The sequence below is a fragment of the Agrobacterium sp. LEGMi-208b genome (assembly GCF_059511785.1).
Genome location: NZ_CM183445.1, coordinates 1,115,687 through 1,141,837, shown reverse-complemented (window position 1 = coordinate 1,141,837; position 26,151 = coordinate 1,115,687). Strand labels below are relative to the sequence as shown.

General features: G+C 58.0%; 27 protein-coding genes. 16 read left to right on the top strand and 11 right to left on the bottom strand.

Features of this window, described 5'->3' with window-relative positions; genetic code table 11:
• Nucleotides 1-2: 2 nt before the first annotated feature.
• From AC5YUO_RS05685 to AC5YUO_RS05660, 6 genes are all read left to right on the top strand, one after another.
• Nucleotides 3-1,457 (top strand): sensor histidine kinase, encoded by a 1,455-nt coding sequence (locus AC5YUO_RS05685; RefSeq protein WP_496154812.1) that lies wholly within the window; start codon nt 3-5, stop codon nt 1,455-1,457.
• A complete protein-coding gene (locus AC5YUO_RS05680) occupies nt 1,454-1,891 on the top strand; it encodes a response regulator (RefSeq protein ID WP_142843558.1) in 438 nt (145 codons plus the stop codon). The genes AC5YUO_RS05685 and AC5YUO_RS05680 overlap by 4 nt, the downstream gene beginning before the upstream one ends.
• 4 nt (nt 1,892-1,895) lie before the next feature.
• On the top strand, nt 1,896-2,936 hold the full coding sequence (locus tag AC5YUO_RS05675) for a sensor histidine kinase (RefSeq protein WP_496154547.1): 1,041 nt from the start codon (nt 1,896-1,898) through the stop codon (nt 2,934-2,936).
• Nucleotides 2,937-3,245: 309 nt separating this feature from the next.
• Nucleotides 3,246-3,623, top strand: coding sequence for an RNA 2'-phosphotransferase (locus tag AC5YUO_RS05670; RefSeq protein ID WP_496154546.1), 378 nt, complete (start codon nt 3,246-3,248; stop codon nt 3,621-3,623).
• 762 nt (nt 3,624-4,385) lie between these two features.
• Entirely contained in the window at nt 4,386-5,111 is a 726-nt protein-coding gene (aqpZ, locus tag AC5YUO_RS05665) for an aquaporin Z (RefSeq protein ID WP_496154545.1), read from the top strand.
• 52 nt (nt 5,112-5,163) lie between these two features.
• On the top strand, nt 5,164-5,457 hold the full coding sequence (locus AC5YUO_RS05660; protein ID WP_400820907.1) for a hypothetical protein: 294 nt from the start codon (nt 5,164-5,166) through the stop codon (nt 5,455-5,457).
• Between the two features lie 214 nt (nt 5,458-5,671).
• On the opposite strand, the gene AC5YUO_RS05655 is transcribed toward AC5YUO_RS05660, so the two are convergent.
• On the bottom strand, nt 5,672-7,609 hold the full coding sequence (locus tag AC5YUO_RS05655; RefSeq protein ID WP_496154544.1) for a glycosyltransferase family 2 protein: 1,938 nt from the start codon (nt 7,607-7,609) through the stop codon (nt 5,672-5,674).
• Between the two features lie 169 nt (nt 7,610-7,778).
• On the opposite strand from AC5YUO_RS05655, the gene AC5YUO_RS05650 reads away from it, so the two are divergent.
• Nucleotides 7,779-8,540, top strand: a complete 762-nt coding sequence (locus AC5YUO_RS05650; RefSeq protein WP_496154543.1) for a transporter substrate-binding domain-containing protein — start codon at nt 7,779-7,781, stop codon at nt 8,538-8,540.
• Nucleotides 8,541-8,577: 37 nt separating this feature from the next.
• Here the strand turns inward: AC5YUO_RS05650 and uppX are convergent, their stop codons facing one another.
• Nucleotides 8,578-9,870, bottom strand: a complete 1,293-nt coding sequence (gene uppX, locus AC5YUO_RS05645; protein ID WP_400820912.1) for a Wzx-type polysaccharide biosynthesis protein UppX — start codon at nt 9,868-9,870, stop codon at nt 8,578-8,580.
• A 286-nt stretch (nt 9,871-10,156) separates the two neighbouring features.
• On the opposite strand from uppX, the gene uppY reads away from it, so the two are divergent.
• Nucleotides 10,157-11,452: a Wzy-type polysaccharide biosynthesis protein UppY gene (uppY, locus tag AC5YUO_RS05640; RefSeq protein WP_496154542.1), complete on the top strand. Its 1,296-nt coding sequence runs from the start codon at nt 10,157-10,159 to the stop codon at nt 11,450-11,452.
• 26 nt (nt 11,453-11,478) lie between these two features.
• Nucleotides 11,479-12,231 (top strand): polysaccharide deacetylase family protein, encoded by a 753-nt coding sequence (locus AC5YUO_RS05635; protein ID WP_496154541.1) that lies wholly within the window; start codon nt 11,479-11,481, stop codon nt 12,229-12,231.
• Between the two features lie 55 nt (nt 12,232-12,286).
• On the opposite strand, the gene AC5YUO_RS05630 is transcribed toward AC5YUO_RS05635, so the two are convergent.
• The gene (locus AC5YUO_RS05630) at nt 12,287-12,937 is read right to left on the bottom strand and encodes a S24 family peptidase (protein WP_400820919.1); all 651 of its coding nucleotides are present in this window, start codon (nt 12,935-12,937) and stop codon (nt 12,287-12,289) included.
• A 111-nt stretch (nt 12,938-13,048) separates the two neighbouring features.
• Nucleotides 13,049-13,699, bottom strand: a complete 651-nt coding sequence (locus AC5YUO_RS05625; protein WP_035265127.1) for a response regulator — start codon at nt 13,697-13,699, stop codon at nt 13,049-13,051.
• Nucleotides 13,700-13,942: 243 nt separating this feature from the next.
• Between AC5YUO_RS05625 and AC5YUO_RS05620 the strand changes: the two genes are divergently transcribed.
• Both AC5YUO_RS05620 and AC5YUO_RS05615 read left to right on the top strand, forming a co-directional pair.
• Nucleotides 13,943-14,296: a DUF952 domain-containing protein gene (locus AC5YUO_RS05620; RefSeq protein WP_400820922.1), complete on the top strand. Its 354-nt coding sequence runs from the start codon at nt 13,943-13,945 to the stop codon at nt 14,294-14,296.
• Nucleotides 14,296-15,387: a quinone-dependent dihydroorotate dehydrogenase gene (locus tag AC5YUO_RS05615; protein ID WP_496154540.1), complete on the top strand. Its 1,092-nt coding sequence runs from the start codon at nt 14,296-14,298 to the stop codon at nt 15,385-15,387. The genes AC5YUO_RS05620 and AC5YUO_RS05615 overlap by 1 nt, the downstream gene beginning before the upstream one ends.
• 163 nt (nt 15,388-15,550) lie before the next feature.
• Here the strand turns inward: AC5YUO_RS05615 and AC5YUO_RS05610 are convergent, their stop codons facing one another.
• The gene (locus AC5YUO_RS05610; RefSeq protein ID WP_400820927.1) at nt 15,551-16,048 is read right to left on the bottom strand and encodes a CAP domain-containing protein; all 498 of its coding nucleotides are present in this window, start codon (nt 16,046-16,048) and stop codon (nt 15,551-15,553) included.
• A gap of 1 nt (nt 16,049) precedes the next feature.
• Nucleotides 16,050-16,316, bottom strand: coding sequence for a DUF6460 domain-containing protein (locus tag AC5YUO_RS05605; protein ID WP_003493739.1), 267 nt, complete (start codon nt 16,314-16,316; stop codon nt 16,050-16,052).
• A gap of 169 nt (nt 16,317-16,485) precedes the next feature.
• On the opposite strand from AC5YUO_RS05605, the gene AC5YUO_RS05600 reads away from it, so the two are divergent.
• From AC5YUO_RS05600 to AC5YUO_RS05590, 3 genes are all read left to right on the top strand, one after another.
• Complete coding sequence (locus AC5YUO_RS05600) at nt 16,486-17,427, top strand: class I SAM-dependent methyltransferase (protein WP_400820931.1); 942 nt, start codon at nt 16,486-16,488, stop codon at nt 17,425-17,427.
• A gap of 134 nt (nt 17,428-17,561) precedes the next feature.
• Nucleotides 17,562-18,173 carry a YitT family protein gene (locus AC5YUO_RS05595; protein ID WP_496154811.1) on the top strand — a complete coding sequence of 204 codons (612 nt, stop codon included), beginning with the start codon at nt 17,562-17,564 and terminating at the stop codon, nt 18,171-18,173.
• Between the two features lie 173 nt (nt 18,174-18,346).
• Entirely contained in the window at nt 18,347-18,988 is a 642-nt protein-coding gene (locus AC5YUO_RS05590) for a YitT family protein (RefSeq protein WP_496154539.1), read from the top strand.
• A 25-nt stretch (nt 18,989-19,013) separates the two neighbouring features.
• Here the strand turns inward: AC5YUO_RS05590 and AC5YUO_RS05585 are convergent, their stop codons facing one another.
• Both AC5YUO_RS05585 and AC5YUO_RS05580 read right to left on the bottom strand, forming a co-directional pair.
• The gene (locus AC5YUO_RS05585) at nt 19,014-19,475 is read right to left on the bottom strand and encodes a carboxymuconolactone decarboxylase family protein (protein WP_400820936.1); all 462 of its coding nucleotides are present in this window, start codon (nt 19,473-19,475) and stop codon (nt 19,014-19,016) included.
• Between the two features lie 105 nt (nt 19,476-19,580).
• Nucleotides 19,581-20,084, bottom strand: coding sequence for an RrF2 family transcriptional regulator (locus AC5YUO_RS05580; RefSeq protein ID WP_496154538.1), 504 nt, complete (start codon nt 20,082-20,084; stop codon nt 19,581-19,583).
• Nucleotides 20,085-20,134: 50 nt separating this feature from the next.
• Between AC5YUO_RS05580 and AC5YUO_RS05575 the strand changes: the two genes are divergently transcribed.
• Both AC5YUO_RS05575 and pdeM read left to right on the top strand, forming a co-directional pair.
• Complete coding sequence (locus AC5YUO_RS05575; protein WP_496154537.1) at nt 20,135-22,726, top strand: ligase-associated DNA damage response DEXH box helicase; 2,592 nt, start codon at nt 20,135-20,137, stop codon at nt 22,724-22,726.
• Nucleotides 22,727-22,754: 28 nt separating this feature from the next.
• Nucleotides 22,755-23,483, top strand: coding sequence for a ligase-associated DNA damage response endonuclease PdeM (gene pdeM / locus AC5YUO_RS05570; protein WP_496154536.1), 729 nt, complete (start codon nt 22,755-22,757; stop codon nt 23,481-23,483).
• A gap of 77 nt (nt 23,484-23,560) precedes the next feature.
• On the opposite strand, the gene AC5YUO_RS05565 is transcribed toward pdeM, so the two are convergent.
• From AC5YUO_RS05565 to AC5YUO_RS05555, 3 genes are all read right to left on the bottom strand, one after another.
• Nucleotides 23,561-23,998, bottom strand: coding sequence for a universal stress protein (locus tag AC5YUO_RS05565; protein WP_003522788.1), 438 nt, complete (start codon nt 23,996-23,998; stop codon nt 23,561-23,563).
• A gap of 158 nt (nt 23,999-24,156) precedes the next feature.
• Nucleotides 24,157-24,984: a TIGR02186 family protein gene (locus AC5YUO_RS05560; protein WP_496154535.1), complete on the bottom strand. Its 828-nt coding sequence runs from the start codon at nt 24,982-24,984 to the stop codon at nt 24,157-24,159.
• Nucleotides 24,981-25,907 carry a sulfite exporter TauE/SafE family protein gene (locus AC5YUO_RS05555; RefSeq protein WP_496154534.1) on the bottom strand — a complete coding sequence of 309 codons (927 nt, stop codon included), beginning with the start codon at nt 25,905-25,907 and terminating at the stop codon, nt 24,981-24,983. Before AC5YUO_RS05555 ends, AC5YUO_RS05560 begins: the two co-directional genes overlap by 4 nt.
• Nucleotides 25,908-26,151 lie beyond the last annotated feature (244 nt).

The following is a 26,151-nucleotide window of genomic DNA, read 5'->3' as shown; positions in this document are numbered from 1 at the left end:
TGATGCTTGCTGTGGGTGTCGCAATTTTGATTGGCATGGTCTCCACGTCGTTGTGGCTTGTCCAAGTGAACAATCGGTACTCTCAGGAAACTGCGGAACTGCGGCGCGTGCGTGCGGCGGTTTTGGATGTCGTGACCGCTATGCAGGACATTGAAACGGGTCAAAGAGGATATCTGCTCACCAACAATGCCGAGTATCTGGTGCCGTATGAGGAAGCTCTTCGCAGCCTGCCACAGCGCCAATCCAGAATTCTTGATCTACTGAAGAACGAGGACCGATATAAGCAGGCTTTGTCGCAGTTGACCCAAGCGATCGATGCGAAATTGGCTGAGACCCGCGAAACGATCGATTTGCAAAGGGCTGGCCGCATAACGGAGGCGGTCGAGGTCGTCCGCAACAACGACGGCAAACGCTTCATGAACGAAATCAGAGGCGTTCTGTCACGGTTGCAATCAGATACCGATGATCGTTTGCGTCTCATTGTCGTTGATCAGCTTAATGCAGCGAATACTCTTCAATGGGTGACGGTGGGCGGTGCGCTTGCAATTCTCCTTGTCGTTGGCGGCTCGATCTTTCTCGTTTTCACATATATCCGGGCCCTGAACAGGTCTCGGGAGGATGTCGATGAGCTCAATCGGCATCTGGAGGAACGCGTCGAAGAAAGGACACGCGATCTTCGCCGCGCCAATCAGGAGATTCAACGTTTCGCCTACATTGTAACGCATGATCTGCGCGCGCCGCTCGTCAATATCATGGGTTTCCTTACCGAATTTGACACTTCTTTGAAACCGGTGACCAGCTACGTTCTTGCAGACGGTAAAATGCCAGCGGAAGACGTTATTCACGAGGCCAGGCTGGCGGTTAAGGAGGATATTCCCGAAGCCATAGGATTTATCCGCTCCTCCACGCGCAAAATGGATCAGCTGATAAATGCCATCCTGAAAATCTCTCGCGACGGTCAGCGGAAGCTGCAGCCGGAAAAGGTAGATATAGAAACATTGCTGTCATCGCTTTCCGAAACGGTGCGGCATCAGATAACGGCCAATGGCGGTGAGATTGATGTCGACACGCCGAAGCTGACGATTGTGACCGACCGGATATCCCTCGATCAAATTCTCGGAAATCTCTTCGACAATGCGGTGAAATACCAGATGCCGGGTCGTCCGCTGCGGCTGACCGCGCGCGCCTATCCGGCTGGGCGTGGGGCTATTTGTATCGAGGTAGGCGACAATGGGCGTGGTATCGGCGAGCAGGATCTCGAACGGGTTTTCGAGCTTTTTCGCCGTGCTGGCAGTCAGGATCAGCCGGGAGAGGGAATAGGTCTCGCACATGTTCGTTCGCTAATAAGAAATTTAGGCGGTGACATTAGGGTGGAGTCCAAACTCGGTGAGGGCAGCACATTTGTCTTGCTTTTGCCGAGTGACCTCAGAAGAGTGACGAAGGAAGGCGACAAATGAAAGCGACCGGTCAGGAAGTAACGATCGTGATGATCGAAGACGACGAAGGCCATGCGCGTCTGATCGAGAAAAATGTGCGGCGCGCCGGGGTGAACAACGAGATTGTGCCTTTCACGCTCGGTGCAAAGGCGCTGGATTACATCTTGGGCGAAAGTCGGGATGGGCTTGTCAGCAAAGATCGCTATCTTCTCGTATTACTCGACCTTAATCTCCCCGATATGTCGGGCATCAACATCCTTGAGCAGATCAAGAGTAATGAATATACGCGACGTTTGCCTGTAGTGGTTTTGACGACCACCGACGACGAAACCGAAATTCAGAAATGCTATGATCTCGGCGCGAATGTTTATATAACCAAGCCGGTCGATTATGAGGGTTTTGCGAATGCCATCAAAAATCTTGGCCTGTTCTTTTCCGTAATTCAGATACCTTGAAGGCATGATGGCTCTGCGCGTTTTGTATGTCGATGACGACCCTGCTCTGGCGCGGCTTTCGAGCCGCGTGCTTGGCCGTCATGGCATGGAGGTTGTCCATGCCGAGTCTGTTGCGTCCGGGCTCGAGCTTTTTCAAAACGGTCAGTTCGATGTCGTTGTTCTCGACCACTATTTCCAGACGGCGACAGGAATGGAATTTCTTGCCGCTATCCAATCGATACCGGCAAGTGTTCCCGTGTTGTACGTAACGGGATCCAACGAGGCCCAGATCGCCATCGACGCGCTCAAGGCAGGTGCTGCCGACTACGTCATCAAGAATGTCGGAGATGACTTTTTTCCGCTTTTGCTCACGGCGATTAATCAGGCATTGGAGAACCATCGCCTGCGCCAGACGAAGGAGGAGGCTGACCGTTTGCTGGTGAAGGCCAAAGAGCACGCGGAAATGATGGTGAAAGAGATGAACCATCGCGTCGCCAACAGTCTGTCGCTGGTTTCCGCAATGATTCGTCTGCAAATAAACACCCTGAAGTCACAGGAAGCAGAAACCGCCTTGCTGGAGACGCAGAGCAGAATTTCGGCAATCGCCGGAGTGCATCGCAGCCTATACAACACGGCGAATGTGGGGCTCGTATCTCTGAGCTCCTATTTGACTTCCATCATCGGTGACCTGTTTCAGGCCGTGCCGGGCTCTTCGTCCATCACGGTTGAGACCTCGCTGTGTGAGGTGGACCTCAACGCGGACCATGCTGTCGCGTTAGGCGTCATTATCACCGAGCTTCTGACCAACGCATTGAAATATGCCTATCCCAACCAGACCGGGACAGTGCGTGTGAATTTGTCAGAACAAGACGGACAATTCGTTCTCGTTGTGGAAGATGACGGGGTTGGTTCGAAGCCGGACTCAACACCCCGTGGAACCGGCCTTGGCACGAAGCTCATCATGGCGATGGCACAAAACGTAGGTGGCCGCGTTGAGCAAACGCATACGCATCCAGACCTCGGCAAGGGAACCCGTTTCGCGATGATGTGGAACGAGAAGAGATAAATAATAAGACCGCTTACGTGAGAACGCCGCTGGCGACTGTTCTTCCTCGCAACCGCTGGTCTTTTAGGGCATCGGGCGAGGTCTATGGCGTAAGGCGCTACGTCCTGATGTCCAGCTAAGCCTAAAACATCAGAGCAAAGCGGTTCGTTATTCAGGCACGTTTGTTCGGCTGATTGAATTTTCCGCTTTTCGCACCGATGCTCTCGCGTCAATCCACCGGGGTGTAGTGCTTACCTTAGAAAAACTTGCCATTATTCCGCTCAAGCCTGCGCTACAGCGCCCTCCTTTTAAGTAGCACGGCGCGGTAGCATGCTTTTTGCGCTGTTTGGAAGCGCCCATAACGAGACAAGTGCTTTATCGCCCAGCAACATCCAAAAAATTTACGGTATAGTCCGCGGTAAAATTACTTTGATAAATAAATTTTATGTTATTTTTCAATTGCATATATTGCAAATTTGGTTCCCTTCACCCGCTCCAACGATGCCGCGATCCACGTGCCGGATATTGCGTCACAAGCCGAATGTGACGGGCATTGAGCTTGGCGTGGAGGGGTGGGTAAATATCGAGGACCTGATAGCAAGAGCCCATGTTCCCCTGACACCCGAAGTTCTGCTTGAAGTTGTTGAGACCAGGGACAAGAAGCGCTTCGCCATTTCTGCCGATGGACAAGTCATTGGCTGGGAGTAAACTGACGTAAAGATGGTAATAACTTAGATAATTTTGTTATAAAAATTAATTCCTATCCTCGAGATATTGGTATACGCAAAAGTTTCAATATAATTAGGTATTATTCATGATTATGATTTTAGTATTTGATTTTTACTTTTGTATGAATTGGTGTTCTTTATGGAGAATATTATTTTAGGAATATTATATATATCGGTGACGGCATATTTTTTGGTGTCTATGACAATATCAGAAGTTCGAGATATTGTGTTTTATAAGAACAACGACTGGAACTTTGAACTTGATAGTCACCCGAAATGGAAGTCGTACGAAGGGGATTCTGACAAGCAGATTTCAAACAGATCAAGAGTAATGTTTTGCATGCCAGCTTCGATTCTATTTTTTTCTTTGCAGTTGTTTTTTATAGTTTATTCATTTGTAATGAATTACATGTGACAAATATTTTATTCGCGAGGAAAGCCCAATAATAATTAGAATTTTTTTATATTTAGAATATAAGTATTCTCTTTTGCTTGGAATTATATTTTTGATGGCGCGATATGTGACCTTTGGGGGCGGCGCCGCAGGTCGTCGCGTTGGGCTATTTGAAGTGTAATACCTGCAAAAATCTCGGTTCGACGGCCATCCGATGTCGTTCGGGTTGTGGATGGCATAACGCTTCGGAAGCAAGAGCGTTACCATAAAAGAATAGTACACAATTTAGCTTGACTACGATTAAATTGCACGTAATAGTTGATGCAGTCGTAACATAGGGGAAGTGTTATGAGTCGCAAACTTCTTTCGGAATTTCTGGGAACCTTTTGGCTCGTGTTCGGAGGATGCGGCAGTGCGGTTTTTGCCGCCGCCTTTCCCGAGCTCGGCATCGGATTCCTTGGTGTCGCTTTCGCTTTTGGTCTGACGGTTCTGACCATGGCCTATGCGGTTGGCGGCATTTCAGGTGGCCACTTCAATCCAGCCGTTTCAGTCGGCCTCACGGTTGCCGGCAAATTCCCGGCAGCGAACCTCTTGCCTTATATTGTGGCTCAGGTCGTGGGGGCGATCGTCGCGGCTGCGGCGCTTTATGTCATCCTCACCGGCAAGGCGGGGGCTGACATCGGCGGTTTTGCCGCCAATGGTTATGGCGAGCATTCGCCGGGCGGATATTCTCTCGTTTCGGCGCTGCTGATCGAAGTCATCCTGACGGCATTTTTCCTGATCGTCATTCTGGGCTCAACGCATGGCAGGGTTCCGGTCGGCTTCGCGCCGATCGCCATCGGTCTTGCCCTCACCCTTATTCATCTGATTTCCATTCCGGTCACCAATACATCCGTCAATCCGGCCCGCTCCACGGGACAGGCATTGTTCGTTGGCGGGTGGGCGCTGCAGCAGCTCTGGCTGTTCTGGCTCGCTCCGATCCTCGGCGGCGCTCTCGGGGCCGTGATCTGGAAAATCTTCGGCGAGGAAGAGAAGGCCGGCCATGCCGGTTCGGTTCAACCTGCGCAGACGTGAATAAGAGGCTTTGTTTCCTCGAATGGTCGAGGAAACGACTGAGGAGGATGAGATGGATCTTGCTTCGATATTGGCCCAAATCGTCGGCGGTGCGGTAGGCGGCACGGCAGGCGGAAAGATAGTGAAGGACTCCGATCTTGGTTCGCTCGGCAATCTGATTGCCGGCGCCATCGGCGGTCTCGGCGGCGGAACCGTGCTCGGATCGCTGCTCGGCGCGGCGGGAGGTGCGGCAGCCGGCGGCGTGGATATCGGCGCTCTCGCCGGTCAGCTCGTTGGCGGTGGTGTCGGCGGTCTGATCGTGCAGATCATCGTCGGCCTGATCAAGAACAAGCTCGTTACCAAGTAGAGCGGTTCGGTCGCCTTCAGGGTGAAATGACGGACCTTGCCGAAGGAGGCGCTTCGTTCGGCAAGGCGTGAGCTTTTCGTATTTCGGTGACGGTGGCGATGCAATGCCTGAAGCGGTTTTGCCGGCAGCAGAAGCATGACCGAAATCGTGAAACGCCGTCGCGGTTGACAGAGGAAGTATTAGGGCTTTTTCGGCTGCTGTCGAAAATACCGGGTCACGTGGTATTTTTGACGGCTGGCATATGTGGCGTCTTGTTCCATGCGAAGGGTTTGGTTTTGAGCTCCACCACGGCCCGCCAGGCCGCGACGGACAAGATCAGCCAATATGCGGGCATTGCCAGCCACCGCTTTCCGACATGCCTTTTCTCATAGGCGATCATTCTGCTTCTGCCCATCAGCACGAAGATCGTGTAGCTTCCGACGATATTCAGCGCATCGATAAAAAACAGAAGACCCTGCCAGGTGAGCAGCAGATCGGCGCCGTTTTCCCGGATGGCGAGGGCCATGAGTGCCAGGGAAACGAAGAGCAGGGGATGGGCCAGAGACGACAGAAGCATGCCGCCGATCAGCAGCTGAAAAACCATATAGGCAATCCACCCCATGTCACGTGCGGTCGAAAAGGGCGCACGGGTCAAAACCAGCCAGCTTTGCAGCCAGCCCTTGTACCAGCGTGTTCGCTGGTTCAGCCACACGGGTAGCGAGGTCGGCGCATCCTCCAGCGTCTGCCGTCGGATGACGCCGCAACGATAGCCGAGCCGATGCAACCTCAGGCCAAGATCGGCGTCCTCAGTGACATTATAGGGGTCCCAGGCACCGGCCTGTCGCAGCACGGCGGTTCGGAAATGATTGGAGGTGCCGCCAAGCGGCAGTGGCAACCCGTGTGCGGCAAGCGCAGGCAGCATGCAGCGGAAAAGGCCGGAATATTCCAATGCGAAACAGGCGCTGAGCCATGAAGAAGAAGCGTTGCTGACAATAAGCGGCGCCTGCAGGCAGGCAACCTCCTCCGGCGCGTTGCGGAAGGTGGCATAGGCTTCGCGCAATTGTTGCGCATGGGGCCGGTCTTCTGCGTCATAGATGACGACGAATGCGCCGCGTGCGCGGGAAAGCGCGTAAGTCAGGGCCTTTGGTTTGGTGCGCGGCAGGGAAGGCGGCACCCTGACGACCTCCATATGCGGGCCGGGATTTGTCCGCTGTATTGCCTCGATTGTCGCGCCGTCGTCGGCCTCGCAGACAAGCTTGATGTCGAGCCGGGATTTCGGCCAGTCCAGACGTTCTAATGCGCCAATGAGTTGCCCGACGACGGCCTCTTCCCGGTAAAGCGCCACCAGAACGGTATAGATGGGCAACTCGTTTTCCTGCCGAAAAGGCGGGATGGTTTTCGTGTCGTTCTCCGCGCGTACGTGGACGAGTGCGAACAGCCTGAAAAGCAGGGTAAGGAGGTAAAGCATCGTGAGGGTGACATGCAGATAGGCAAATGCCGCTTCCGTATAAAACAGCAGCGACAGAATGAGCAGGGTAAGGAGAACGCCGCTGCAAAAACCCTGCTGGCCGTGAAGCGTGATCCTGGCGGAATGCTGCGGCGCCGTGTTGAAAAGCCGCTGCTGGGTTTCCGCCAGGCGGCGGGCCTCGCCCGCTTTCCAGATTGCGCTGCGTATGGCTTGTGGCGTGGTGACGGCACATTCGTCGAGAAGACGCGGGCGCTGATCCAGCATGTTTTTCAGCGATGCCATCCGCGCCAGTTCCGGCACGATCAGCAACGTCGGCGTGCCGTTGAGCGGCGTCAGCCGCAGGAACCTTGGCTGGGAGAGCTGAGTGTCCAGCTTGTTCAAGTCCGTCACCCGGTCGGGTCCGATTTCCGGTAGAAACGGCAAGCGCAGAACTCTCGCGAAAGCGCCGAAATAGGCATCCACCGTGACGAGACCGCTTGCCAGCAACTCGTCTTCCACAGTCGAGCCATTTTCCAGCGCCCGTTGTTCGAATGCTTCGATATAGGGCCTGCCAAATCCCAGCGAAGAAAGAAAGCGGGCTTGTCCGGCCCGGTCCTGTTCGGAAGTGGCCAAAAGCGGATTTTCACGGGTATGGGAAAATGCAATTTTTCGTGTCGTCGGCGTCGTGCGAAACGAATCTCGTGTATATTGCCTAAAATAATCCATGCATCGCCGCCGCCGTCATGGTAACGCCCACTTCCTGTCACGGATAGTATAGATGAGAATGACGAATGTAACGCGGAATATAAGTCTCGGATTTACTTTAGCTTTCGCTTTACAATTTACCGGTTTTTTTAGCGATGTGCGTGCGGAGGGTCTGTCGGACGGAAACCGGATGCCGGTGTTGTTCGATGCGCAGGAGCGGTTTCCGGGCGGCGATCTTTCTTCCGTACCTCGCATCAGATTTCTGATGTCGGTCGATTTCCCGCCCTTCAATTTTACCGATCAGGAAGGCCGGCTTGCGGGTTTCCATGTCGATCTGGTGCGTGAAATCTGCGCGCAACTGAAGGTCGAGAGCAAATGCCAGGTGCAGGCGCTGCCGTTTGACGAGCTGGAGGCGGCTTTGGAAATGGGCGAGGGCGAAGCGGTGATTTCCGGTCTCGCCACCACCGCCGACCTGCGCAAGAGTTTTACCTTCTCGCGGCCCTATCTCTTGATGCCCGCCCGTCTTGCGGTGAACAAGGCGGCGAAATTCACCGGCTCCGGTGCCGATGCGCTTTCGGGAAAGAAGGTGGGCGTGGTTGCCGGCTCGCGGCACGAACAGATGCTGAAGGCATTCTTTCCAAAGGCCACAGCCGAAGGTTTCGATGGTTACGAGCCGATGTATGACGCGCTGAAGAAAGGCAAGGTGGACGCCATCTTCGCGGACGGACTGCGCCTGCCGTTCTGGGTTTCAGGAAGCGCTTCCGAAGGCTGCTGCGCGCTCTTCGGCGGTCCCTATATGTCCGACAGGTTTCTGGGCGAAGGTCTGTCCATCATGACCGTCGATCCCGACAACGTGCTTGTCCCGGCTTTCGATCAGGCGCTGGCCGCCCTTTCCCGCAACGGCCGGCTGGAGGAAATCTACCGTCGTTGTTTCCCCTATGGGCTCTACTAGAGGGAGCCGGCCCCCAGATGTGTCCTGACGCCAGCTCTTATTTGGCTGGCGCGAAAACCTCTTCATTGCGTCGCAGGCGCAGCAGCGCGATCCATACGGCGGCGGCGATGGCGGTTTCCACCATGAAATAGCTGCCGATCGTTCCGGAAATGCTGAAGGACCAGGTGAAGAAGGCGACGACGACGGAGCCGATGAGATTGCCGCTGTTCCATATCTTGGCGCGAATATCCTGCCGTCCGGATGCGCCGAGCGCCTCAAGCGCGGTGGCGGCAACGGCCATCGGCAGAACCGCCCAGCAAAGCACGCGGGTGATGATCGGCAGCGAGACATATTCATCGCCGAACAAAAGCGGCAGGAACGGCGCGATGATGAAAATGACGAGCGCACTGCCGGTGGCAATGAAAAGTGCAGCCTTCAGCACATTATAGGCGCGCTCTATGGTCTTGGTGATGCCTTGCAGGGCGGCGGAAGCCGAGCCGGGATAGATCAGCCGGTTGAGGGCCTCGACGGAGAGATAGGAACTGTCGAGAATACGCCGGGCGATGGAATAGCTGCCGAGCACCTCGGCGCTGGCAATGGCGCCGAGAACGAGAATATCGGCATTGCCGCGCACCGCCTTGAACAGAAACTGGGTGGAAAACAGGATGCCGATGCGGATTTCCTCACGCACGATGCGGAACACCGGGCTGCCGAGTCTTGCTATCGCCTTGACCGAAATCACGGCCGCAATGGTGTGGGCGGCGAGGTTCCACAACGCCCAAGCCTCAACCGTCTCCACCTTGAAGATGAGGCAGGCGACCACCGCGGCAATGGTGCGAGCGACGGCGAACATCACTTCCAGCTTGTTGGCCGAGCCGAAATCGGAATGGGCGATGAAGCTCTGCGTGGAAAGCGAGATGACCTTCAGGAGAACGAGGTTGGTGAACAGGATCAGGAAGGTGGTGATAAGCGTGTGCAGCAATGTTTCCGAGGTCGGGAAAAAGACCGGGATCGTCACCATGCCGATGATCGTCAGTACAACGCCTGTCGCGGCGCTTAACAGATAGCTGTGGCCGAGCATGACGGGAAACATGCTGCGATCCTGCGCGACACGGCGGATCAGCGATTCCTGCGAACCGATGCCGCAGATCTGGACGCCGAGATTGGTGACGGCCGTGATGGAGGCGTAAAGCGCAAATTGTTCGACACCGAGATGGCGGGCAAGCAGCGCGAAGGTCAGGAGCTGGGCGGCGCTGGACATGAGGAGCGCTCCGCCGGACGCCATGTAGGTCAATCCCAGTCTGACTAGATGGCCGAGCCGCGGCGTATTGAACGACACCTCATTCTCCATGTTTTCCGGCAGTGCCGGGCGAATTCAAAAATGACTGCGCTGCTTTTAAAATCTGGCGAACTGAAAAAGCCGCAACCGGCCAATAAAGTGAAAGTCCGCGACCCGAATGAATGGCAGTTTATCCTGTCTTATCCCCCTTGAGGTAAGAGAGGGTTAAAGCAATTGCATAATAATGATGATAATGACTGTTTATGGTTATTTGGACATGGCCCTGTTTCAGAAGGGTTTCGTTGTTCGTCACAAGGCAGGCCAATGATCCGACTATCCATTTCCGATGCAGGCGACCATGCCGCGTTTGGCTGATACGCAGCCCGTCTCTGCGCAAGGCAGCGCCATATCCCTTGCCGGCGGCCGGCGCGACGCGTTTTTTTTCGTCGCCACCATGCTCTATATCTGGATTTCCGTCGCGCCTTTCGAAAATCTCGCGGCACCGCCCGTGCCGCACGCGGCCGCAAACCAGCTGACGGGCCTCGTCATCGCATTGATTCTCGGCGTTTTTGCACTGCGCCACCGGCTGACGGGGCTTCTGCTGCGGCCGCGATTGCCCATTCTGCTGCTGTTCTTCTGGCTGGCTATCTGCTCGGTGGTTGGAACCCAGCCCGGCACGTCGATGCAACGTCTGATCTTCACCGCGCTCCTGTGCTTCATCACCAGCGTCCTCGTCGTCATGCCGCGCGACCGGCGGCAGTTCGACCGGATGATGGCCATCTTCGCCATCATTCTCCTGGCGCTGTGTTATCTGGGTGTGATCTTCCTCAGCTCGCGCTCGATCCATCAGCCCTATGATCTCGATGAAAAAGCACTCGCGGGTGACTGGCGCGGTATCTTCAATCACAAGAATGCCGCCGCTCCGGCGATGATCATTCTTTTCATGATCGGGCTTTACCTGCGCAATGCCTGGTCGACGTTGGGCGGCATCGCCATCACGCTGCTGGCCGGTTTCTTCCTCTGGAAGACCAATGGAAAAACCGCGGCCATGCTGTTGCCCGTCACGGTGGCGCTGATCTGGATCATGGAAAGGCATGCCCACCGCACGCTGCTGATGATCGGCGGTCTTCTGGCCTTCATCAACATATCCGCGGTCGGCTCCACCTATTTTCCGAGCATACAGAATTTTGTCGAGAGCCTGGGCATCGATTCCACTTTCACCGGCCGGACGGACATATGGCGCCTGTCCTTCGACACTTTCGCGCAGTCACCGATCTTTGGGCAGGGGTTCCAGGCATTCTGGGCGAGCGACCGGCTCCTGTCGCAGGCCGATATTGCCGGCACCTGGGCGGTCACAGCCTTCCATGCCCATAATGGCTATATTGAAAGCCTGCTGAACGGCGGCTTGCCGGCCTTCATTCTAACCGTCATCTGGCTGGTCATCATACCCGCGAACGATTTCCGTACAGCGGTGGACAAGGGCACGGATCCGGGCCTGACCCGACTTTTTGCAAGAATCTGGGTGTATGCGCTACTTTCTTCGTGTTTAGAGAGTAATTTCTTTACCGGAACCGGGCCTATCTGGTCTTCTCTTCTCATCGCAATCTATTGTTTGAGGCATCAGGCGTACGACATACTCGAAGAGGGACAGTAATTTGCAGACAGGCCGGGGGGCTTTGTATGACGCAAAAAATCGGGACTTTTACAGACCGGATCAATAACCGGCTGGTGCGCTATTTTCCGGGACCGGCGGTGCGGATCGAAACATCCGAACCGATCGTGTCCTTCACATTCGACGATGTGCCGGCAAGCGCCTGGACGGCGGGTGCGCGCATTCTGGAAAACGAGGGCGTTTGCGGCACGTTTTACATCGCCGGCGTGTTTATCGACCAATACGATGGACAGCAGCAGATGATTTCCGCGAAAGGCTGCTCGGAACTGGCGGCGGCCGGCCATGAGCTTGCCTGCCACACCTTTTCCCATCGTAAGCTTTCGAGCTTTTCCCGACGGGGGCTGGAAGAGGATCTCGATCGCAATGACCGCGTGCTCGGCTCGTTCGATGCAAGCCGCCATGGGCGCAATTTCTCCGTTCCCTTCGGCATGGCCTCACCGGTCATGCAGCCGCTGCTGCGACGCCGGTTCAGGACGGCGCGCGGCATCATGCCAGGGATCAACCGGGGCAGTGTCGACCCGCATAATCTTGCCGCAGTCGAGTTGCGTTCGGATCAAAACTACCTCGATGCCGCCGATGGCTGGCTGGAGGATGTTCTGCAAAAAGGCGGCTGGCTCATCATCTTCACCCATGATGTTTCGCAGGCGCCGAGCTTTTACGGTTGTCCGGAAGGCAGATTTCAGGGCCTCGTCCGCAGGGCGGTGTCGGGAGGCGCGAAGATCATGACGGTCGATGCCGCCGCAAGGACACTCGGTCTTTAAACGAATGTTCTCAGCGCGCGTACCCGGTCGATCCCGCGGAAAACGCAGTTGAGGATTATTGGCTGGCCCAGATGATACGGGCGATCCATTCCACCTCGGCCATGTCGAAGCTGCGGTTCGGATGTTCCGGGTTGAGCGAAAGAAGCTCGATGTTTTTGGGGCTTTGCCGCGCAAGCACCTTGGCCATCACTTCGCCATCGCGGCTTTTCAGCACTACGCGGTCGCCGCGCCGCACCTGCGCGCCGGGCTCCACGATGAGGATGTCGCCGTCACGGTAAAGCGGCATCATGCTCTCGCCCTGCACCTCCAGCGCATAGACACCCTGTTTGCGCTCGGGGGAGGAGGGGAACTCCACCACATCCCAGCCCTGACCCGCCGGAAAACCGCCATCGTCGAAAAAGCCGCCCGAACCCGCCTGTGCGAAACCGAGCAGGGGAATGGCGTTGTCGGCACCGGAAGGCTGCATCGTTTGCGCCCTGCCGAAAGCATAACCGAAAAACTGGTCGACGCTTGCCCCCGTCGCCTCCAGCACCTTGGAAACGGATTCCGTCGAAGGCCAGCGTTTGCGGCCATCCGGGCCGAAACGTTTCGATTTGTTGAACGAGGTGGGATCGAGGCCGGCACGTTTCGCCAATGCCGAAGGCGTCAGCTGGTGGCGTTCGGCAAGCGTATCGATGGCGCTCCAGATCGTCTCGTGTGACAGCATGATAGAAAGCCCGCAAGTGGAGCCGATAGCGGAAAGCTCCTGTCGTTTACTGACCGGAATCTAGACCAAATCCAGTCAGGAGTAAAGCAAGGAAAGGAATAAAATCCTTTTCTATGCCACCATGGCGGATGTGTTGATCTTGGCGAGCTGGATCACCGCCTGGGTGCGGCTGTCGACCTTGAGCTTCAGCAGGATCGCGGAGACATGCGCCTTGATGGTGGCTTCGGAAACATTGAGCTCATAGGCGATCTGCTTGTTCAGCAACCCTTCGGCCAGCATGCCCAGAACCCGGCTTTGCTGCGGCGTCAGCGTTCTGAGCCGGCCAATGAGATCCGCCACGTCAGGATCCTGTTCCTTATCGCCCTGATGACCCGCCGGTATCCAGACGTCGCCTTCCAGAACCGCGCGGATGCCGTCCCTGATATCGTCGATACCAGAGGATTTGGAAATGAAACCGGAAGCGCCGAGTTCGATGGAGCGGCGCACGGTGGTCGCATCGTCGGTTGCCGAAACGATGACGATCGGCAGGCTGGAGAATTCCGCCCGGAGCGCCATCAGGCCTGAAAATCCGCTCACCCCCGGCATGGCGAGGTCGAGAAGCATGAGATCGGCGTCGTTGCGCGCTGCGGCCGCGCTTCGGGCGGCCTCGAAATCCCCGGCTTCAATAATGCTCTGTTGCCCATCGAGGCCGGATACGGCCTGTTTCAGGGCGCCGCGAAAAAGCGGGTGGTCATCTGCGATGATAATGACAAGTTCCGACATTCTGGCCCCCTCCCAAGGGCGTTATGCGGTTCTTTTTCTGATACTGGCTCACTCCCATTTGCCGGTGGTCGAAACACGTCCGGCTCCTCCGCCAAAGGTTGCGCCAATCGGTCCCGCATTACAAGGAAAAGCTTGTGGACATGCGGTCTTTCGGGCTCTGCGCAATAAAAATGCCGTGGAAACTGTGGACAATCTTCGAGCTTTGCGGCAAATCCCGCTGAGTGGAAAGCCTTGGAGAGCCCTATGCAGGAAACGCCCGCGATCATCTATAAAATCGTGCCGGAGACGTTGTGGAGTGCGGCAAAGGCGAAGGGCGTCTTCGAAGGCGCGGCCATCGATTTCACCGACGGTTTCATTCATTTTTCGACGGCAAAGCAGGTGGCCGAAACCGCCGCGCGGCATTTTTCCGGCCAGGTCGATCTGCTTCTGATCGCGGTCGACGGCGCGGCGCTTGGCGACAAGCTGGTCTATGAACCTTCCAGAGGCGGCGATCTCTTTCCTCACCTCTATGCGTCTCTTCCCTTGACCGCCGTGCTTTGGGAAACGCCGCTTTCGCTCGGTCACGATGGCCAGCACCAGTTTCCGGAGATTTTGTGATGAGCGGATTATTTTCCTCGATCGGCCGCAAGGGCCTGTTTCTGGTCGATCCGGAAAAGGCGCATGGGCTGTCCATCGCGGCGCTGAAAAGCGGCTTCCTGCCCACCTGCATGGTGCCGCATGATCCGCGTCTGCAGCAGACGGTGGCGGGCCTCGTCTTTCCCAATCCGCTTGGCATGGCGGCGGGTTACGACAAAAATGCGGAAGTCCCGGGGCCGCTTCTGAGGCTCGGTTTCGGCTTTACCGAAATCGGTACCGTCACGCCCAAGGCGCAAACGGGCAATCCCAAGCCGCGCATCTTCCGGCTGGTGGAGGATGAGGGCGTCATCAACCGCCTCGGTTTCAACAATGAAGGCCATGCCGCCGCGCTGGAACGTCTGAAGCAGGCAAAGCTGCGTGGCATCGTCGGCGTCAATATCGGTGCCAACAAGGATAGCGAAGACCGCATCGCCGATTATGTGCAGGGCATCGAGGCGTTTTATTCGGTCGCATCCTATTTCACCGTCAATATTTCTTCGCCCAACACGCCCGGCCTGCGTGACCTGCAGGCGCGGGAAAGCCTTGCCGCCCTTCTCGCGGCCGTGCTGGAGCGTCGCAAGGCGGAGGCCGAACGTTTCGGCAAGCGCATCCCGGTCTTCCTCAAGATCGCGCCCGATCTGACCGAGGAGGGGCTGGACGACGTTGCCGAAGAGGCGCTCGCCCATGATCTCGATGGCCTGATCGTCTCGAACACCACCCTCTCGCGCGAAGGCCTGCGACCCGGCCCGCACAAGGGCGAGGCCGGGGGCCTGTCCGGCAAGCCGCTCTTCGAGCTTTCCACCACGGTTCTCGCCAAGATGCGCCGCCGGGTCGGCGACAACCTGCCGATCATCGGTGTCGGTGGCGTTTCATCCGCAGAGACGGCTTTGGAAAAGGTGAGGGCGGGGGCCGATCTCGTGCAGCTTTATTCCTGCATGGTCTATGAAGGTCCCGGCCTGCCCTCGGCGATCGTCAAGGGCCTGTCGAAGCTGGTCGCCCGCGAGGGCGTGCAGTCCATTCGCGAGCTGCGCGACAGCGCGGTGGACCGCTGGGCGGATCGCAAGCTCGGCTGAGCGCAGATCTGGAAGGTCGAGGCAACGCGTCCTCAGGCGCTCTCCTCATCCCTGTTCCCCGGAACAAGTCCGAGGAGTCCTTCCCGCCGCGCAGACGCGCGTCGGCTGGATTCCTGTGACGAGCACAGGAATGAGGGAAGAGGATGGTTCCCGCCGCTTTACCTCAGGCGCAGAGCACCATAGCCCAATACGGCCGGTTGCGGCTGGCCGCGTCATAGGCGACCGCGACGCCGAGGCCATTATAGGGCCCGAGCATGTTTTCGAGATGGTGTTGCGAGCCGATCCAGGCCTTGACCACCCGCTCGACGCTATCCTGCCCGGCGGCCACGTTTTCCGCTGCCGGAAGCGGCACATTGCCGTCCTTCATGCGGATCAGGAAACTGTCCGTCAGGCCGATCAGATGCGCCATCTTCTGGGCCTTGACCATGCGGCCGGCCTGATAGGCGGCGGCACCGCTGGCTGCCCCATTGATGGCGAGTGGCGAAAGCCCCTTGGAGCGGCGCAGATCATTGACCATGGGAAGGGCCGCCGCCGTCTCGTCGCGGGTGCCTGATGGCATGCCCTTGTTGGTCGGCATGGACACGCAGGCGGAAAGAACGGAACCGGCGGAAAGCAGCACGAAACCGCGCCGGGTAAGCGTCTGAAGCGAAGTATCGGTCATGTCAGCGGCGGTAGCTCAGAAGGCGCAGGATGATGAAAACGGGAATGACGATCGTAGCCCCGAGGATCAGATAGTCGCCGATGGCGCCCAGCGCATGGAAACCGCTGCGCCACAGGTCGACCACGAAATCCCGCGCGCCATAGATGATGTTCCATGGCGTCAATCCGAAGATAGCCATCAGAAAGCCGACGAGCAATGAAACCACCAGCAGCTTCACGACGGTGCGGGCCACCGTGTCACCCAGCATTTTGTTGACCTCACCGGCCATCAGCACGTCTCCTGTTTTGTCCTGACATATGAAGCACGACGCTTCGATGCAAGTTTCGGCGCACTATATCGCGTCATATTCGCCAATTCCACGCAGGGGCCATGAAATAGGACTTGAGTTTTTTTATGGCTTGATAAATGACAGCCGGCATCTTCTCAGGAAATCATTGATGGCCCCAAACCAGTTTTCTTCCGGTGACGTCATTGCCGACCGCCGGGCCGACTATGCCCGCATGTTGGCGGAAGGCGGTGACTATCCCGCCGCCGCCGAACTTATGGAACAGGCGCTGGAACTTGCGCCACGGTGGACGGCGGGTTGGTTTCGCTTCGGGGAGTATCACGAAAAAGCGGGGGAGACCGCAAAAGCTATAGCGGCTTACGAGAAGGTCGCTGAACTGGATACGGAAGGGCTGTTTGCAGCCGAGCTGAAACTCGCGGTTCTCGGCGCCGCCGAAACACCGGAGCAACCGCCGAGCCGCTATGTGGAAGGGCTCTTCGACGACTACGCCGACCGTTTCGAAACCTCGCTCGTGGAAAAGCTGGACTACAGCGTGCCGCAAAAGCTGGCGGAACTGATCGGCAAGGCTGCGGATAGCGACGTCTTCGACACCATCATCGATATTGGCTGCGGCACGGGCCTGCTCGGGGTTGAAATCCGCCCTTTCTCGAAACGGCTGGAAGGTTTCGATATTTCCCAGAACATGCTGGCCAAGGCGGAGGAAAAGGGTCTTTACGACTATCTCGGCCAGGCCGATCTTTCGCTTGAGGCGCATATCTCAGGTTTGTTCCCTCCGGCATTGGTAGAGCACCGCGCCGACCTCGTCGCCGCCGCCGACGTGATGATGTATCTCGGCAGTCTCGAAACCGTCATGCCGCTCGTTTCCGCCCTGCTCGCACCTTCAGGCTTTTTCGCCTTTTCGGTGGAGGATGCGGGGGAGGAAGACGGTTTCGTGTTGCGGGAGTCCCTTCGTTATGCCCATTCGAAAAGCTACGTGACCGAGCTTCTTGAGCGGACGGGCTTCTCCCTCATCGAAATCCGCAAAACCACCATTCGCAAGGATGCCGGAAAACCCCTTTCCGGCATTCTTTTTCTTGCCCGCGCCAAAGCCTGAACATTCCGTTTCTTGCCATTTTTACGATAGGTCAGGCTTCCTTACGTATCCATCTTGCTCAGACGTTTTTTGCAGTGCAAAATATGCCTGAACCTGGGGAAAAAAGCGTGAGCAGAACGAGAAGCGTTTACGGCATGTGGAGTTCCGATCCGGCCAGACATGCGCCGGTGGAGGACGTGCAGGGCATCATCACCGGTGCCATTGTGTCGGCGCTCGGCTTTTATCTCCTGAACAAGGTCGGCCTTCTGACCGGCGGCACCGCCGGCGTCGCCTTCCTCCTTCATTATGCCTTCGGTATCAGCTTCGGCCTGCTGTTCTTCCTCGTCAATCTGCCGTTTTATTACCTGTCTTTCCGTCGCCTCGGTCTCGCTTTCTCCTTCAAGACATTCATCGCCATCGGCCTCGTTTCGGTGCTGACGGAAGTGGAGGCGCGCTGGATGGTGATCGACAGCATCAATCCGCTCTGGGCGGCGCTGCTTGGTGGTCTGCTTCTGGGTTATGGTTTGCTGGCGCTTTATCGCCATCGCGCCAGCTTGGGCGGAATCGGCATTCTCGCCATCTATATTCAGGACCGTTTCGGCATTCGCGCCGGTCTGATCCAGCTTGCCTTCGATGCCTTCGTCATGCTTTGCGCCTTCTTCGTCATCGATCCGGCCACGGTCGTTTATTCGATTGTCGGCGCGTTTGTCCTCAACATGTTTCTCGCCATCAATCACCGCTCGGATAGATACATCGTCGTGCGTTGAGCAAAGGTGTTGAAATCCGGAGCGCTTCGGCGCAATAGAGCATTTCCAGGAAAAGTGGAACCCGGTTTTCCGTCCGGAAATGCGCGAAAACAAAGAGTTAGAGTGTTTTCGCGTTTCGAGGAAAAGCGAAAGAACGCGAGTTCGGCAGGGGCCGAAAGTCAGGGGAAAAGGGCATGGACGATACGAGCGCACGCAGGCGTCTGAACCTTTGGGTCTCCGCGCCGGATCGGCATTCATTGCTGGAAGATGCGCAGGGCGTTCTCGCCGGCAGCATGCTGGTTTCGCTCGGTGTCACGCTGTTTTCCGCTGCCGGCCTTTTGACGGGCGGCACGGTCGGTCTGGCATTTCTCGTGCATTACGGCACTGACCTCAGTTTCGGCACGGTCTTCTTCCTCGTCAATCTGCCGTTTTATTATCTCGCCTTCCGTCGCCTTGGCCTCGCCTTCACGGTCAAGACCTTCTGCGCCATCGCCATGACGGCGCTGCTGTCGGAATATATGCCCGGCTTTTTCGCCTTTCAGAGCATCAATCCGGTTGCTGCTGCACTTTTCGGCGGGCTGACGGTTGCTGCCGGCATGCTGGCATTGTTTCGCCACCGCACCAGCCTCGGCGGCTTCGGCATATTGGCGCTTTATCTGCAGGATCGTTTCGGCTGGCGCGCCGGCCTCGTGCAGCTCGCCTTTGACGGCATGGTGCTGGCCTGTTCGTTTTTCGTGGCCACACCTTTCGTCATCATCTGCTCCGTCCTCGGCGCGCTGGTCATGAACCTCACGCTCGCCATCAATCACAGGAACGACCGCTACGTCGCCATGTAGCGGCCGTCAGTTCGGGCTGCGAAGATCAGGCTGCCTTGGCCGCGGCTTCGACCGGATGCTGCGAACGGAAGCCGACGGCGATGCGGTTCCAGGTGTTGATGGTGCCGATGGCGACGGTGATCTTCACGATATCCTCGTCGGAAAAATGCGCCTTCAGTGTCTCGAAGGCATCATCCGGGGCACCGGTTTCGGCGATCTTCGTCACCGCGTCCACCCAGCCAAGCAGGGCTCTTTCCTGTTCGGTATAAACGGGGGATTCCCGCCACACGCTCATCAGGTTGATCCATTGTTCGGAAAGCCCGTCATGGCGGCTTTCCTTCACATGCATATCCACGCAGAAGGCACAGCCGTTGATGATAGAGGCCCGCAGCTTGATGAGGTGAACGAAGCGGCGCTCGAGCCCGCTGCCCTGAACGTAATTTTCCAGCGCCATGACGGCCTTGAAGGCTTCGGGGGATGCTTTGGCATAGTTGATGCGGGTTTTCATGGGTCTCTCCATTGGTTGGGTCTATTGAAAGTCATGCATCATCGCTCCGGAAAGCGGCGAAGCTCTCCGGTGTAGCTCGGTCTCTTTGGGTTCCTGTTTCCGGCCTCAGCGCGCCGCTGTCTTACGCTCGTTCAGCTCCAGAAAGGCGCAGCCGCGCGCGGCAATCCCGCCGTCATCATTGGCGGCGAGATCGCCGAGAATGTCGGCGATGGTGGTCTTGGCGAGTTCCGCCCGATAGGCTTTCTCCGCTTTCAGCATCGCGGCATTGATGCCGCAGGGCCTGGTGAAATAACGCTCCGGCAAGGGGTTCGGCCCGCGCTGGCGGATTTCCGCGCAGCGGAAAGCGGGCTGCGGCCCTTCCACAGCCAGCACGATATCCAGCAGCGTGACCGTGTCGGTCGTCCGGGCCAGACGATAACCGCCCTTTGGTCCCGATACGGTGGCGACTATGCCGGCATTGGACAGCGATTGCAGGTGTTTCAGAAGATAGCTCGTGGAAACACCATGGAATTCAGCCAGCGCGGCCGCTGACAGCACACCGCCTTTGGAAAGCCCCGCCAGCATTCCGACGCTGTGAATGGCCTGTTCCACGCCGTCACCGAGTTTCATCGGGCTTGCCCCTGTCTGATTTGCTTCAATATCATGGATATTATTTATCCATGATATTGCTTTCCTGTCAAGCGGCCCCGTTATGCCCTTCTTTTTCGCAGGGTTTTCACTACCTTGAAGGGGTGAAACATACCGAGTCCCCCACTTCCGGCACCCATGTCGGCGCCTTGCCCCTTCCATTCCAGAAATGGTTTGCCGAAAAGGGGTGGTCTCCGCGCGCCCACCAATTGGAATTGATGGCGCGGGCACGCGGCGGTGAAAACATGCTGCTGATTGCACCGACGGGCGCCGGCAAGACGCTGGGCGGCTTCATGGCTTCGCTCACCGATCTGGCGGAGCGCGGCAAGGTTCCGCCTGGCTCCGGTTTTGTCGGCGTGCACACGCTCTATATCTCGCCGCTGAAGGCGCTTGCGGTGGATATTGAACGCAATCTCACCAGGCCCGTCTCGGAAATGGGCTTGCCGATTTCCATCGAAACACGAACAGGCGATACGCCGCAGGGCAAACGCCAGCGCCAGAAGATCAAGCCACCGGATATTCTCCTGACCACGCCGGAGCAGGTTTCCTTGCTGCTTGCCAATAAGGAGGCCGAGCGCTTTTTCCGTGACCTGAAGTATGTGGTGCTCGACGAATTACATTCGCTCGTCACCTCCAAACGCGGCCATCTGCTGTCGCTGGCGCTCGCCCGGGTGCGTCGGCATGCGCCCGGTGTGCGCTTTATCGGCCTTTCGGCCACGGTGGCGGAGCCGATGGATCTGCGTCGTTATCTCGCCCCGCAGGGGCAGGGTGAGTCGCCCGCTGGCCTCATCACCGTCGAAGGCGGGGCAAAGCCGGACATTGCCATCCTGCATACGGAAGAGCGCATTCCCTGGTCCGGCCATTCGGCGCGTTACGCGATGAAGGATCTCTATGCCGCACTGAAGGAGCATCAGACGACGCTGATCTTCGTCAACACCCGCTCGCAGGCGGAGCTGATCTTTCAGGAACTCTGGACCATCAATGACGACAATCTGCCGATCGCGCTGCATCACGGCTCGCTGGATGCCGGCCAGCGCCGACGGGTGGAAGCGGCCATGGCGGAAAACAAATTACGCGCCGTCGTCGCCACATCTACACTCGACCTCGGCATAGACTGGGGCGATGTCGACCTTGTCGTGCATGTCGGCGCGCCGAAAGGAGCAAGTCGTCTTGCCCAGCGCATCGGCCGTGCCAATCACCGCATGGATGAGCCGTCAAAGGCGATCCTCGTTCCCGCCAACCGTTTCGAGGTGATGGAGTGCCGGGCAGCACTGGATGCCAATTATATCGGCGCTCAGGATACGCCGCCCATTGCCGAAGGCGCGCTCGATGTTCTCGCCCAGCACGTGCTCGGCATGGCCTGCGCCGAACCCTTCGATGCGGACGATCTCTACCGCGAAGTGACCAGTGCCTCGCCCTATGCCGATCTGCCGCGCACCACCTTTGACCGGGTGGTGGATTTCACCGCCACCGGCGGTTACGCGCTGCGCACCTATGAGCGTTACGCCCGCATCCGCCAGATGAAGGATGGTCGCTGGCGGGTCTCCAATCCGGCGGTGGCACAACAATATCGCCTGAACCTCGGCACCATCGTCGAGGCGGCGGAACTCAATGTCCGCATGGTCAAGCGCAATGCCAAGGGCACGGTCGGCCGTGGCGGTATGTCGCTCGGCAAGGTCGAGGAATATTTCCTCGAGCAGCTGGTGCAGGGCGATACCTTCCTCTTCGCCGGCAAGGTGCTGCGCTTCGAAGGCATCAGGGAGAATGAATGTCTGGTGTCGCAGGCCTTCTCCATGGACCCGAAAATTCCTTCCTATGCCGGCGGCAAGTTTCCTCTTTCCACCTATCTCGCCGATCAGGTGCGTTCCATGCTCTCGGACCCGGCGCGCTGGCACGCTTTGCCGGATCAGGTGCGCGACTGGCTGGCGATCCAGAAGGAAAAATCGATCATCCCGAAGCGCGACGAGCTGCTGGTCGAGACCTTTCCCTTCCGCAAGCGCTTCTTCATGGTCATGTATCCCTTTGAGGGGCGCTTGGCGCATCAGACGCTCGGCATGCTGCTCACCCGGCGGCTGGAGCGGGCCGGTGCCAAGCCCATGGGTTTCGTCGCCACCGATTATTCGCTCGCCATCTGGGCCATGGAGGATATCGGCATGCGGCTGAAATCCCGCCGCCTGTCGCTGGCGGACCTTCTCGATGAGGATATGCTGGGCGACGATCTGGAGGCGTGGCTGGACGAATCCTTCATGCTGAAACGCACCTTCCGCAACTGTGCCGTCATTTCCGGCCTTATCGAACGCCGCCATCCGGGCAAGGAAAAGACCGGCCGACAGGTCACGGTCTCCGCCGATCTTATTTATGACGTTCTTCGCAGCCATGAGCCGGATCATATTCTGCTGGAAGCGACACGGCGCGATGCGGCGGCGGGACTTTTGGATATTGGCCGTCTTGGCGATATGCTGAAGCGAATCAAGGGTCACACCACCCACCGCGCGCTGGAACATGTCTCGCCGCTTGCCGTTCCGGTGATGCTGGAAATCGGCCGCGAGACGGTGGCGGGCGAGGCGATGGACGATGTGTTGGCCGAAGCCGCCGCCGAGCTGATCGCCGAGGCCATGTCCTGACATACACAATGAAGGAACGACGATAAAAGTGCTGAGCCGGCTGACATTGAGCGACAGGTTTTCAAATGGCTTCGAATGCCTCGGCAGCGAAACCGCCATCAATGGCGTCGCGGCCTGGTGCGATCCCCTGGGAGGGCTCTACCTGCCCGACCTGTCTTTGCTCGTCGTCTCCGACCTGCATCTGGAAAAGGGGGCGGCCTTTGCGCGGCGCGGACGCATGCTGCCGCCCTATGACACCATCGCCACCCTCAAGATACTCTCCTCACTCGTCAGCCGCTACGATCCGAAGATCGTCGTCAGCCTCGGCGACAATTTCCACGACCGCGTCGGGTCAGAGCATCTGCCGCCCATGTTGCGCGAACTCATCCGCGAAATGGCCCGTGGCCGCGAATGGATATGGATCAACGGCAATCACGACCCCGATGGCACGGTTGATCTGCCGGGTTCATCGGTGGACGAGATGTTTTACGGCAACCTCACCTTCCGCCACGAGCCGAAGCCGGGCGATGCCGCTGGTGAAATCGCCGGTCACCTGCATCCTTCCGCCACAGTGCGTCGCCGCGAAAAGACGGTGCGACGCCCCTGTTTCGCCACCGACGGCTCAAGGCTTTTGATGCCGGCATTCGGGGTCATGAGCGGCGGGCTGGATTTGCGGCATAAGGCCATGCGCGGCCTGTTCGATCATGCCGCTCTCGTCGCGCATCTGATGGGGAGGGACCGCATCTATTCGGTGCGGTTTGCAAATCTGCTCGGCTGAGCGCATCGACGCCGTTGCCTCGTTGTTTTACGCATTGTCCGGACGCAAAACCGCGATGCACTTTTACTGGAAACGCTCTATTGCCGGTAGACCAGCACCGGTATCTTCGAATTCTTCAGCACCTTGGCCGTGACGCTGCCGAGCAGCATTTCCACGAAGCTCCGGCGCCGGTGCGAGGCCATGGCGATGAGATCACAGCCGCTCCTGTTGGCGGCTTCGATGATCGCCTCGTCAGGCCTTCCCGCCCGTGCCAAGAGCGCTTCGCAATCCAGCCCCATGGATGTTGCCTGCGCCTGCGTATCCCGAAGCAGATGCTCTGCTTCTTCGCAGCGGTGGAATTCCTCTTCTGCAATGGCGGCAATGTCCTCGACATCGCTGGCAATCACGTGAAAGGGTTCCGATACCGTCACGACGGTCACCTTTGCGCCTGCCTCCTTGGCGAGAGCGAACCCTTGGTCGATTGCGATCTGCGCCAGCGGCGAGCCATCGGTGGGAATGAGAATGTGCTTGAACATGACATTTCTCCTTTTCATCCCGGTCACAACCGCGCTTACCGCCATGATCTGCGTGCGTGGTTGTAACGCCTTGAATTTTACAGCAAACCGATGACGGAAGCGAATGCTATCTTTGGCGGAAAGGGCGGCCAGCGCCCGATTTTGCGGGATGAAAAGGATCAGTCCTTGCGGAAGATGATGCTTGCGCCCCAGCCGGTCACGACGGCCAGCAGAACGCAGAGCGCGCCATAGGCAAGCGGCGTCTGATGCGCGGCGTCGGTAATCGCCTGTTCCATGCCGGTCTTGACGACACGCAGCTTCAGTTCGCGCTGGGCGATGAATTTGCCGCTCTTGAAGAGATAGGCGCGGGCGGTGTGGACGCCGTTCGGCACATTGGCGGGCAGGCGCAGCGTTGCCCAGAAAAGACCGGTGCGTTCCAGCCGCACCCCGGTCGTATCATTGCGATAGATGCCGCTCGAAAGCTTGAGCCGACGATAGGCTTCCTGGAAATCGAAGACATTGTCGGGCACGCCGGAGAAGACGGCGCTCTTGAGCGACAGATGGTCGACACCCAGCCCCATGGCGCGCAGAGTGCCGGGCGAGGCGACATCGCTGATATTGCGGGTGCTGGCCATGGAATAGGATTCCGGCAGCGGCGTGAAGGTGATGGCGCTGGTATTGATCCAGATGCCGGCGACCCGCTCCTTCTTGCGCACGGTCATATAGTCGCTCGGCCCTTCCAGCGTCACGACAATGTCGTATTGCCCGATGGCCAGCAGTAGCTGGTCGGTATTGTTCAGCGCACCGAAAAGCGTGAAATCCGCGCCGCGAAAATCCGAAGCGATGGGAATTTCCGTTGTCGATGCGCCGATTTCGATATTTTCCTGCAGCGGCCGTTGCTGCGGACCGGGCAGCACGGCGAGCGGCGGTGTTTGCGCCGAAGCAGTTTGCCCAAGGACAAGACATGAGAGCAGAGCAAGGGCGGCGAGCAGCTGGTGGCGGGTCAATAACCTAGCCCCCCGACGGCAACAGAAAACAGGTCTTCCGGGCGCACCACCAGCGATACCGCAAGGCGAAGCGCGACGGCGAGGACGAGGAGGGCGAGCAGCGCGCGCAATTGTTCACCGCGCAGTTTTTGACCCACCCGCACGCCATATTGCGCACCGATGACGCCAGCCACCATGAGGATGAAGGCCAGCACCACATCGACGGAATAGTTGGTCGCCGCCTGAACGACGGTCGTATAGGCGGTCACGAAGATGATCTGGAACAGCGAGGTGCCGACAACCACGCTGGTGGGGATGCGCAGAAGATAGATCATCGCCGGCACCATGATGAAGCCGCCGCCGACACCCATGATCGAGGTGAGGATGCCGATGCCGAAGCCCAGCGCAACGACGGGAATGATGCTGAGATAAATCTTCGATTTCTTGAACCGCATTTTCAGCGGCAGCCGGTGCACCCAGTTGTGGTGACCCGGCCGGCGCAGCGTCACGGTTTCATTGCGGGCGGCGCGGCGCAGTGCTGAAATGCTCTCCTTCAGCATCAGCGTGCCAACGGTGCCGAGCAGGATGACATAGAGCAGCGAGACGATGAGATCGAGCTGGCCGATGCTGCGTAGGAAGGAGAATATCCACACGCCGACTGTCGCCCCGACCAGGCCGCCGACAAGCAGCACGCTGCCGAGTTTGACGTCCAGCGTGCCGCGCCGGAAATGCGTGATCGAGCCGGAGACGGAGGAGGCAACCACCTGGTTCGCACCGGTGGCCACGGCCACTACGGGGGGGATATTATAGAAGATCAGCAGCGGGGTAATGAGAAAGCCGCCGCCCACGCCGAACATGCCGGACAGAAAACCGACGGCCGCGCCCATGCCGAGAATGATGAAAATATTCACCGACAGTTCTGCGATCGGCAGATAGACAGTCACGGCTCGGACCTCGGGCAAATGGTTCCGGGCGGCAGGGCCTGTCCGGGTGTGGGGGCCGTGCCGCGATTTACACTTTCTGTCTGAAAAGATCGGGCATGCCCGGCCTTCATCCGTCATGCCCGCGAGGGCCTGACCTGTCAACATTCAACGGTAAATACGTTGATAATTTGGAAAGATAGCGGCCGTGTGTCGGCAACCGGCCACATTCCTGCGCCGGGCTGAGCGAAAGCGGCCAGGCTGCCGC

What these genes read in the sequence shown, in the direction of transcription:
- AC5YUO_RS05625 (WP_035265127.1), bottom strand. Translation starts at nt 13,699, where the DNA reads ATGTCGGAACTTGTCATTATCATCGCAGATGACCACCCGCTTTTTCGC.
- aqpZ (WP_496154545.1), top strand. Translation starts at nt 4,386, where the DNA reads ATGAGTCGCAAACTTCTTTCGGAATTTCTGGGAACCTTTTGGCTCGTG.
- AC5YUO_RS05595 (WP_496154811.1), top strand. Translation starts at nt 17,562, where the DNA reads ATGTGGAGTTCCGATCCGGCCAGACATGCGCCGGTGGAGGACGTGCAG.
- AC5YUO_RS05575 (WP_496154537.1), top strand. Translation starts at nt 20,135, where the DNA reads ATGATATTGCTTTCCTGTCAAGCGGCCCCGTTATGCCCTTCTTTTTCG.
- AC5YUO_RS05660 (WP_400820907.1), top strand. Translation starts at nt 5,164, where the DNA reads ATGGATCTTGCTTCGATATTGGCCCAAATCGTCGGCGGTGCGGTAGGC.
- AC5YUO_RS05685 (WP_496154812.1), top strand. Translation starts at nt 3, where the DNA reads ATGCTTGCTGTGGGTGTCGCAATTTTGATTGGCATGGTCTCCACGTCG.
- AC5YUO_RS05675 (WP_496154547.1), top strand. Translation starts at nt 1,896, where the DNA reads ATGATGGCTCTGCGCGTTTTGTATGTCGATGACGACCCTGCTCTGGCG.
- uppY (WP_496154542.1), top strand. Translation starts at nt 10,157, where the DNA reads ATGCCGCGTTTGGCTGATACGCAGCCCGTCTCTGCGCAAGGCAGCGCC.
- AC5YUO_RS05600 (WP_400820931.1), top strand. Translation starts at nt 16,486, where the DNA reads ATGGCCCCAAACCAGTTTTCTTCCGGTGACGTCATTGCCGACCGCCGG.
- AC5YUO_RS05655 (WP_496154544.1), bottom strand. Translation starts at nt 7,609, where the DNA reads ATGGATTATTTTAGGCAATATACACGAGATTCGTTTCGCACGACGCCG.
- uppX (WP_400820912.1), bottom strand. Translation starts at nt 9,870, where the DNA reads ATGGAGAATGAGGTGTCGTTCAATACGCCGCGGCTCGGCCATCTAGTC.
- AC5YUO_RS05580 (WP_496154538.1), bottom strand. Translation starts at nt 20,084, where the DNA reads ATGAAACTCGGTGACGGCGTGGAACAGGCCATTCACAGCGTCGGAATG.
- AC5YUO_RS05585 (WP_400820936.1), bottom strand. Translation starts at nt 19,475, where the DNA reads ATGAAAACCCGCATCAACTATGCCAAAGCATCCCCCGAAGCCTTCAAG.
- AC5YUO_RS05610 (WP_400820927.1), bottom strand. Translation starts at nt 16,048, where the DNA reads ATGACCGATACTTCGCTTCAGACGCTTACCCGGCGCGGTTTCGTGCTG.
- AC5YUO_RS05635 (WP_496154541.1), top strand. Translation starts at nt 11,479, where the DNA reads ATGACGCAAAAAATCGGGACTTTTACAGACCGGATCAATAACCGGCTG.
- AC5YUO_RS05590 (WP_496154539.1), top strand. Translation starts at nt 18,347, where the DNA reads ATGGACGATACGAGCGCACGCAGGCGTCTGAACCTTTGGGTCTCCGCG.
- AC5YUO_RS05680 (WP_142843558.1), top strand. Translation starts at nt 1,454, where the DNA reads ATGAAAGCGACCGGTCAGGAAGTAACGATCGTGATGATCGAAGACGAC.
- AC5YUO_RS05615 (WP_496154540.1), top strand. Translation starts at nt 14,296, where the DNA reads ATGAGCGGATTATTTTCCTCGATCGGCCGCAAGGGCCTGTTTCTGGTC.
- AC5YUO_RS05620 (WP_400820922.1), top strand. Translation starts at nt 13,943, where the DNA reads ATGCAGGAAACGCCCGCGATCATCTATAAAATCGTGCCGGAGACGTTG.
- AC5YUO_RS05605 (WP_003493739.1), bottom strand. Translation starts at nt 16,316, where the DNA reads ATGGCCGGTGAGGTCAACAAAATGCTGGGTGACACGGTGGCCCGCACC.
- AC5YUO_RS05630 (WP_400820919.1), bottom strand. Translation starts at nt 12,937, where the DNA reads ATGCTGTCACACGAGACGATCTGGAGCGCCATCGATACGCTTGCCGAA.
- AC5YUO_RS05565 (WP_003522788.1), bottom strand. Translation starts at nt 23,998, where the DNA reads ATGTTCAAGCACATTCTCATTCCCACCGATGGCTCGCCGCTGGCGCAG.
- AC5YUO_RS05670 (WP_496154546.1), top strand. Translation starts at nt 3,246, where the DNA reads ATGCTTTTTGCGCTGTTTGGAAGCGCCCATAACGAGACAAGTGCTTTA.
- AC5YUO_RS05650 (WP_496154543.1), top strand. Translation starts at nt 7,779, where the DNA reads ATGCCGGTGTTGTTCGATGCGCAGGAGCGGTTTCCGGGCGGCGATCTT.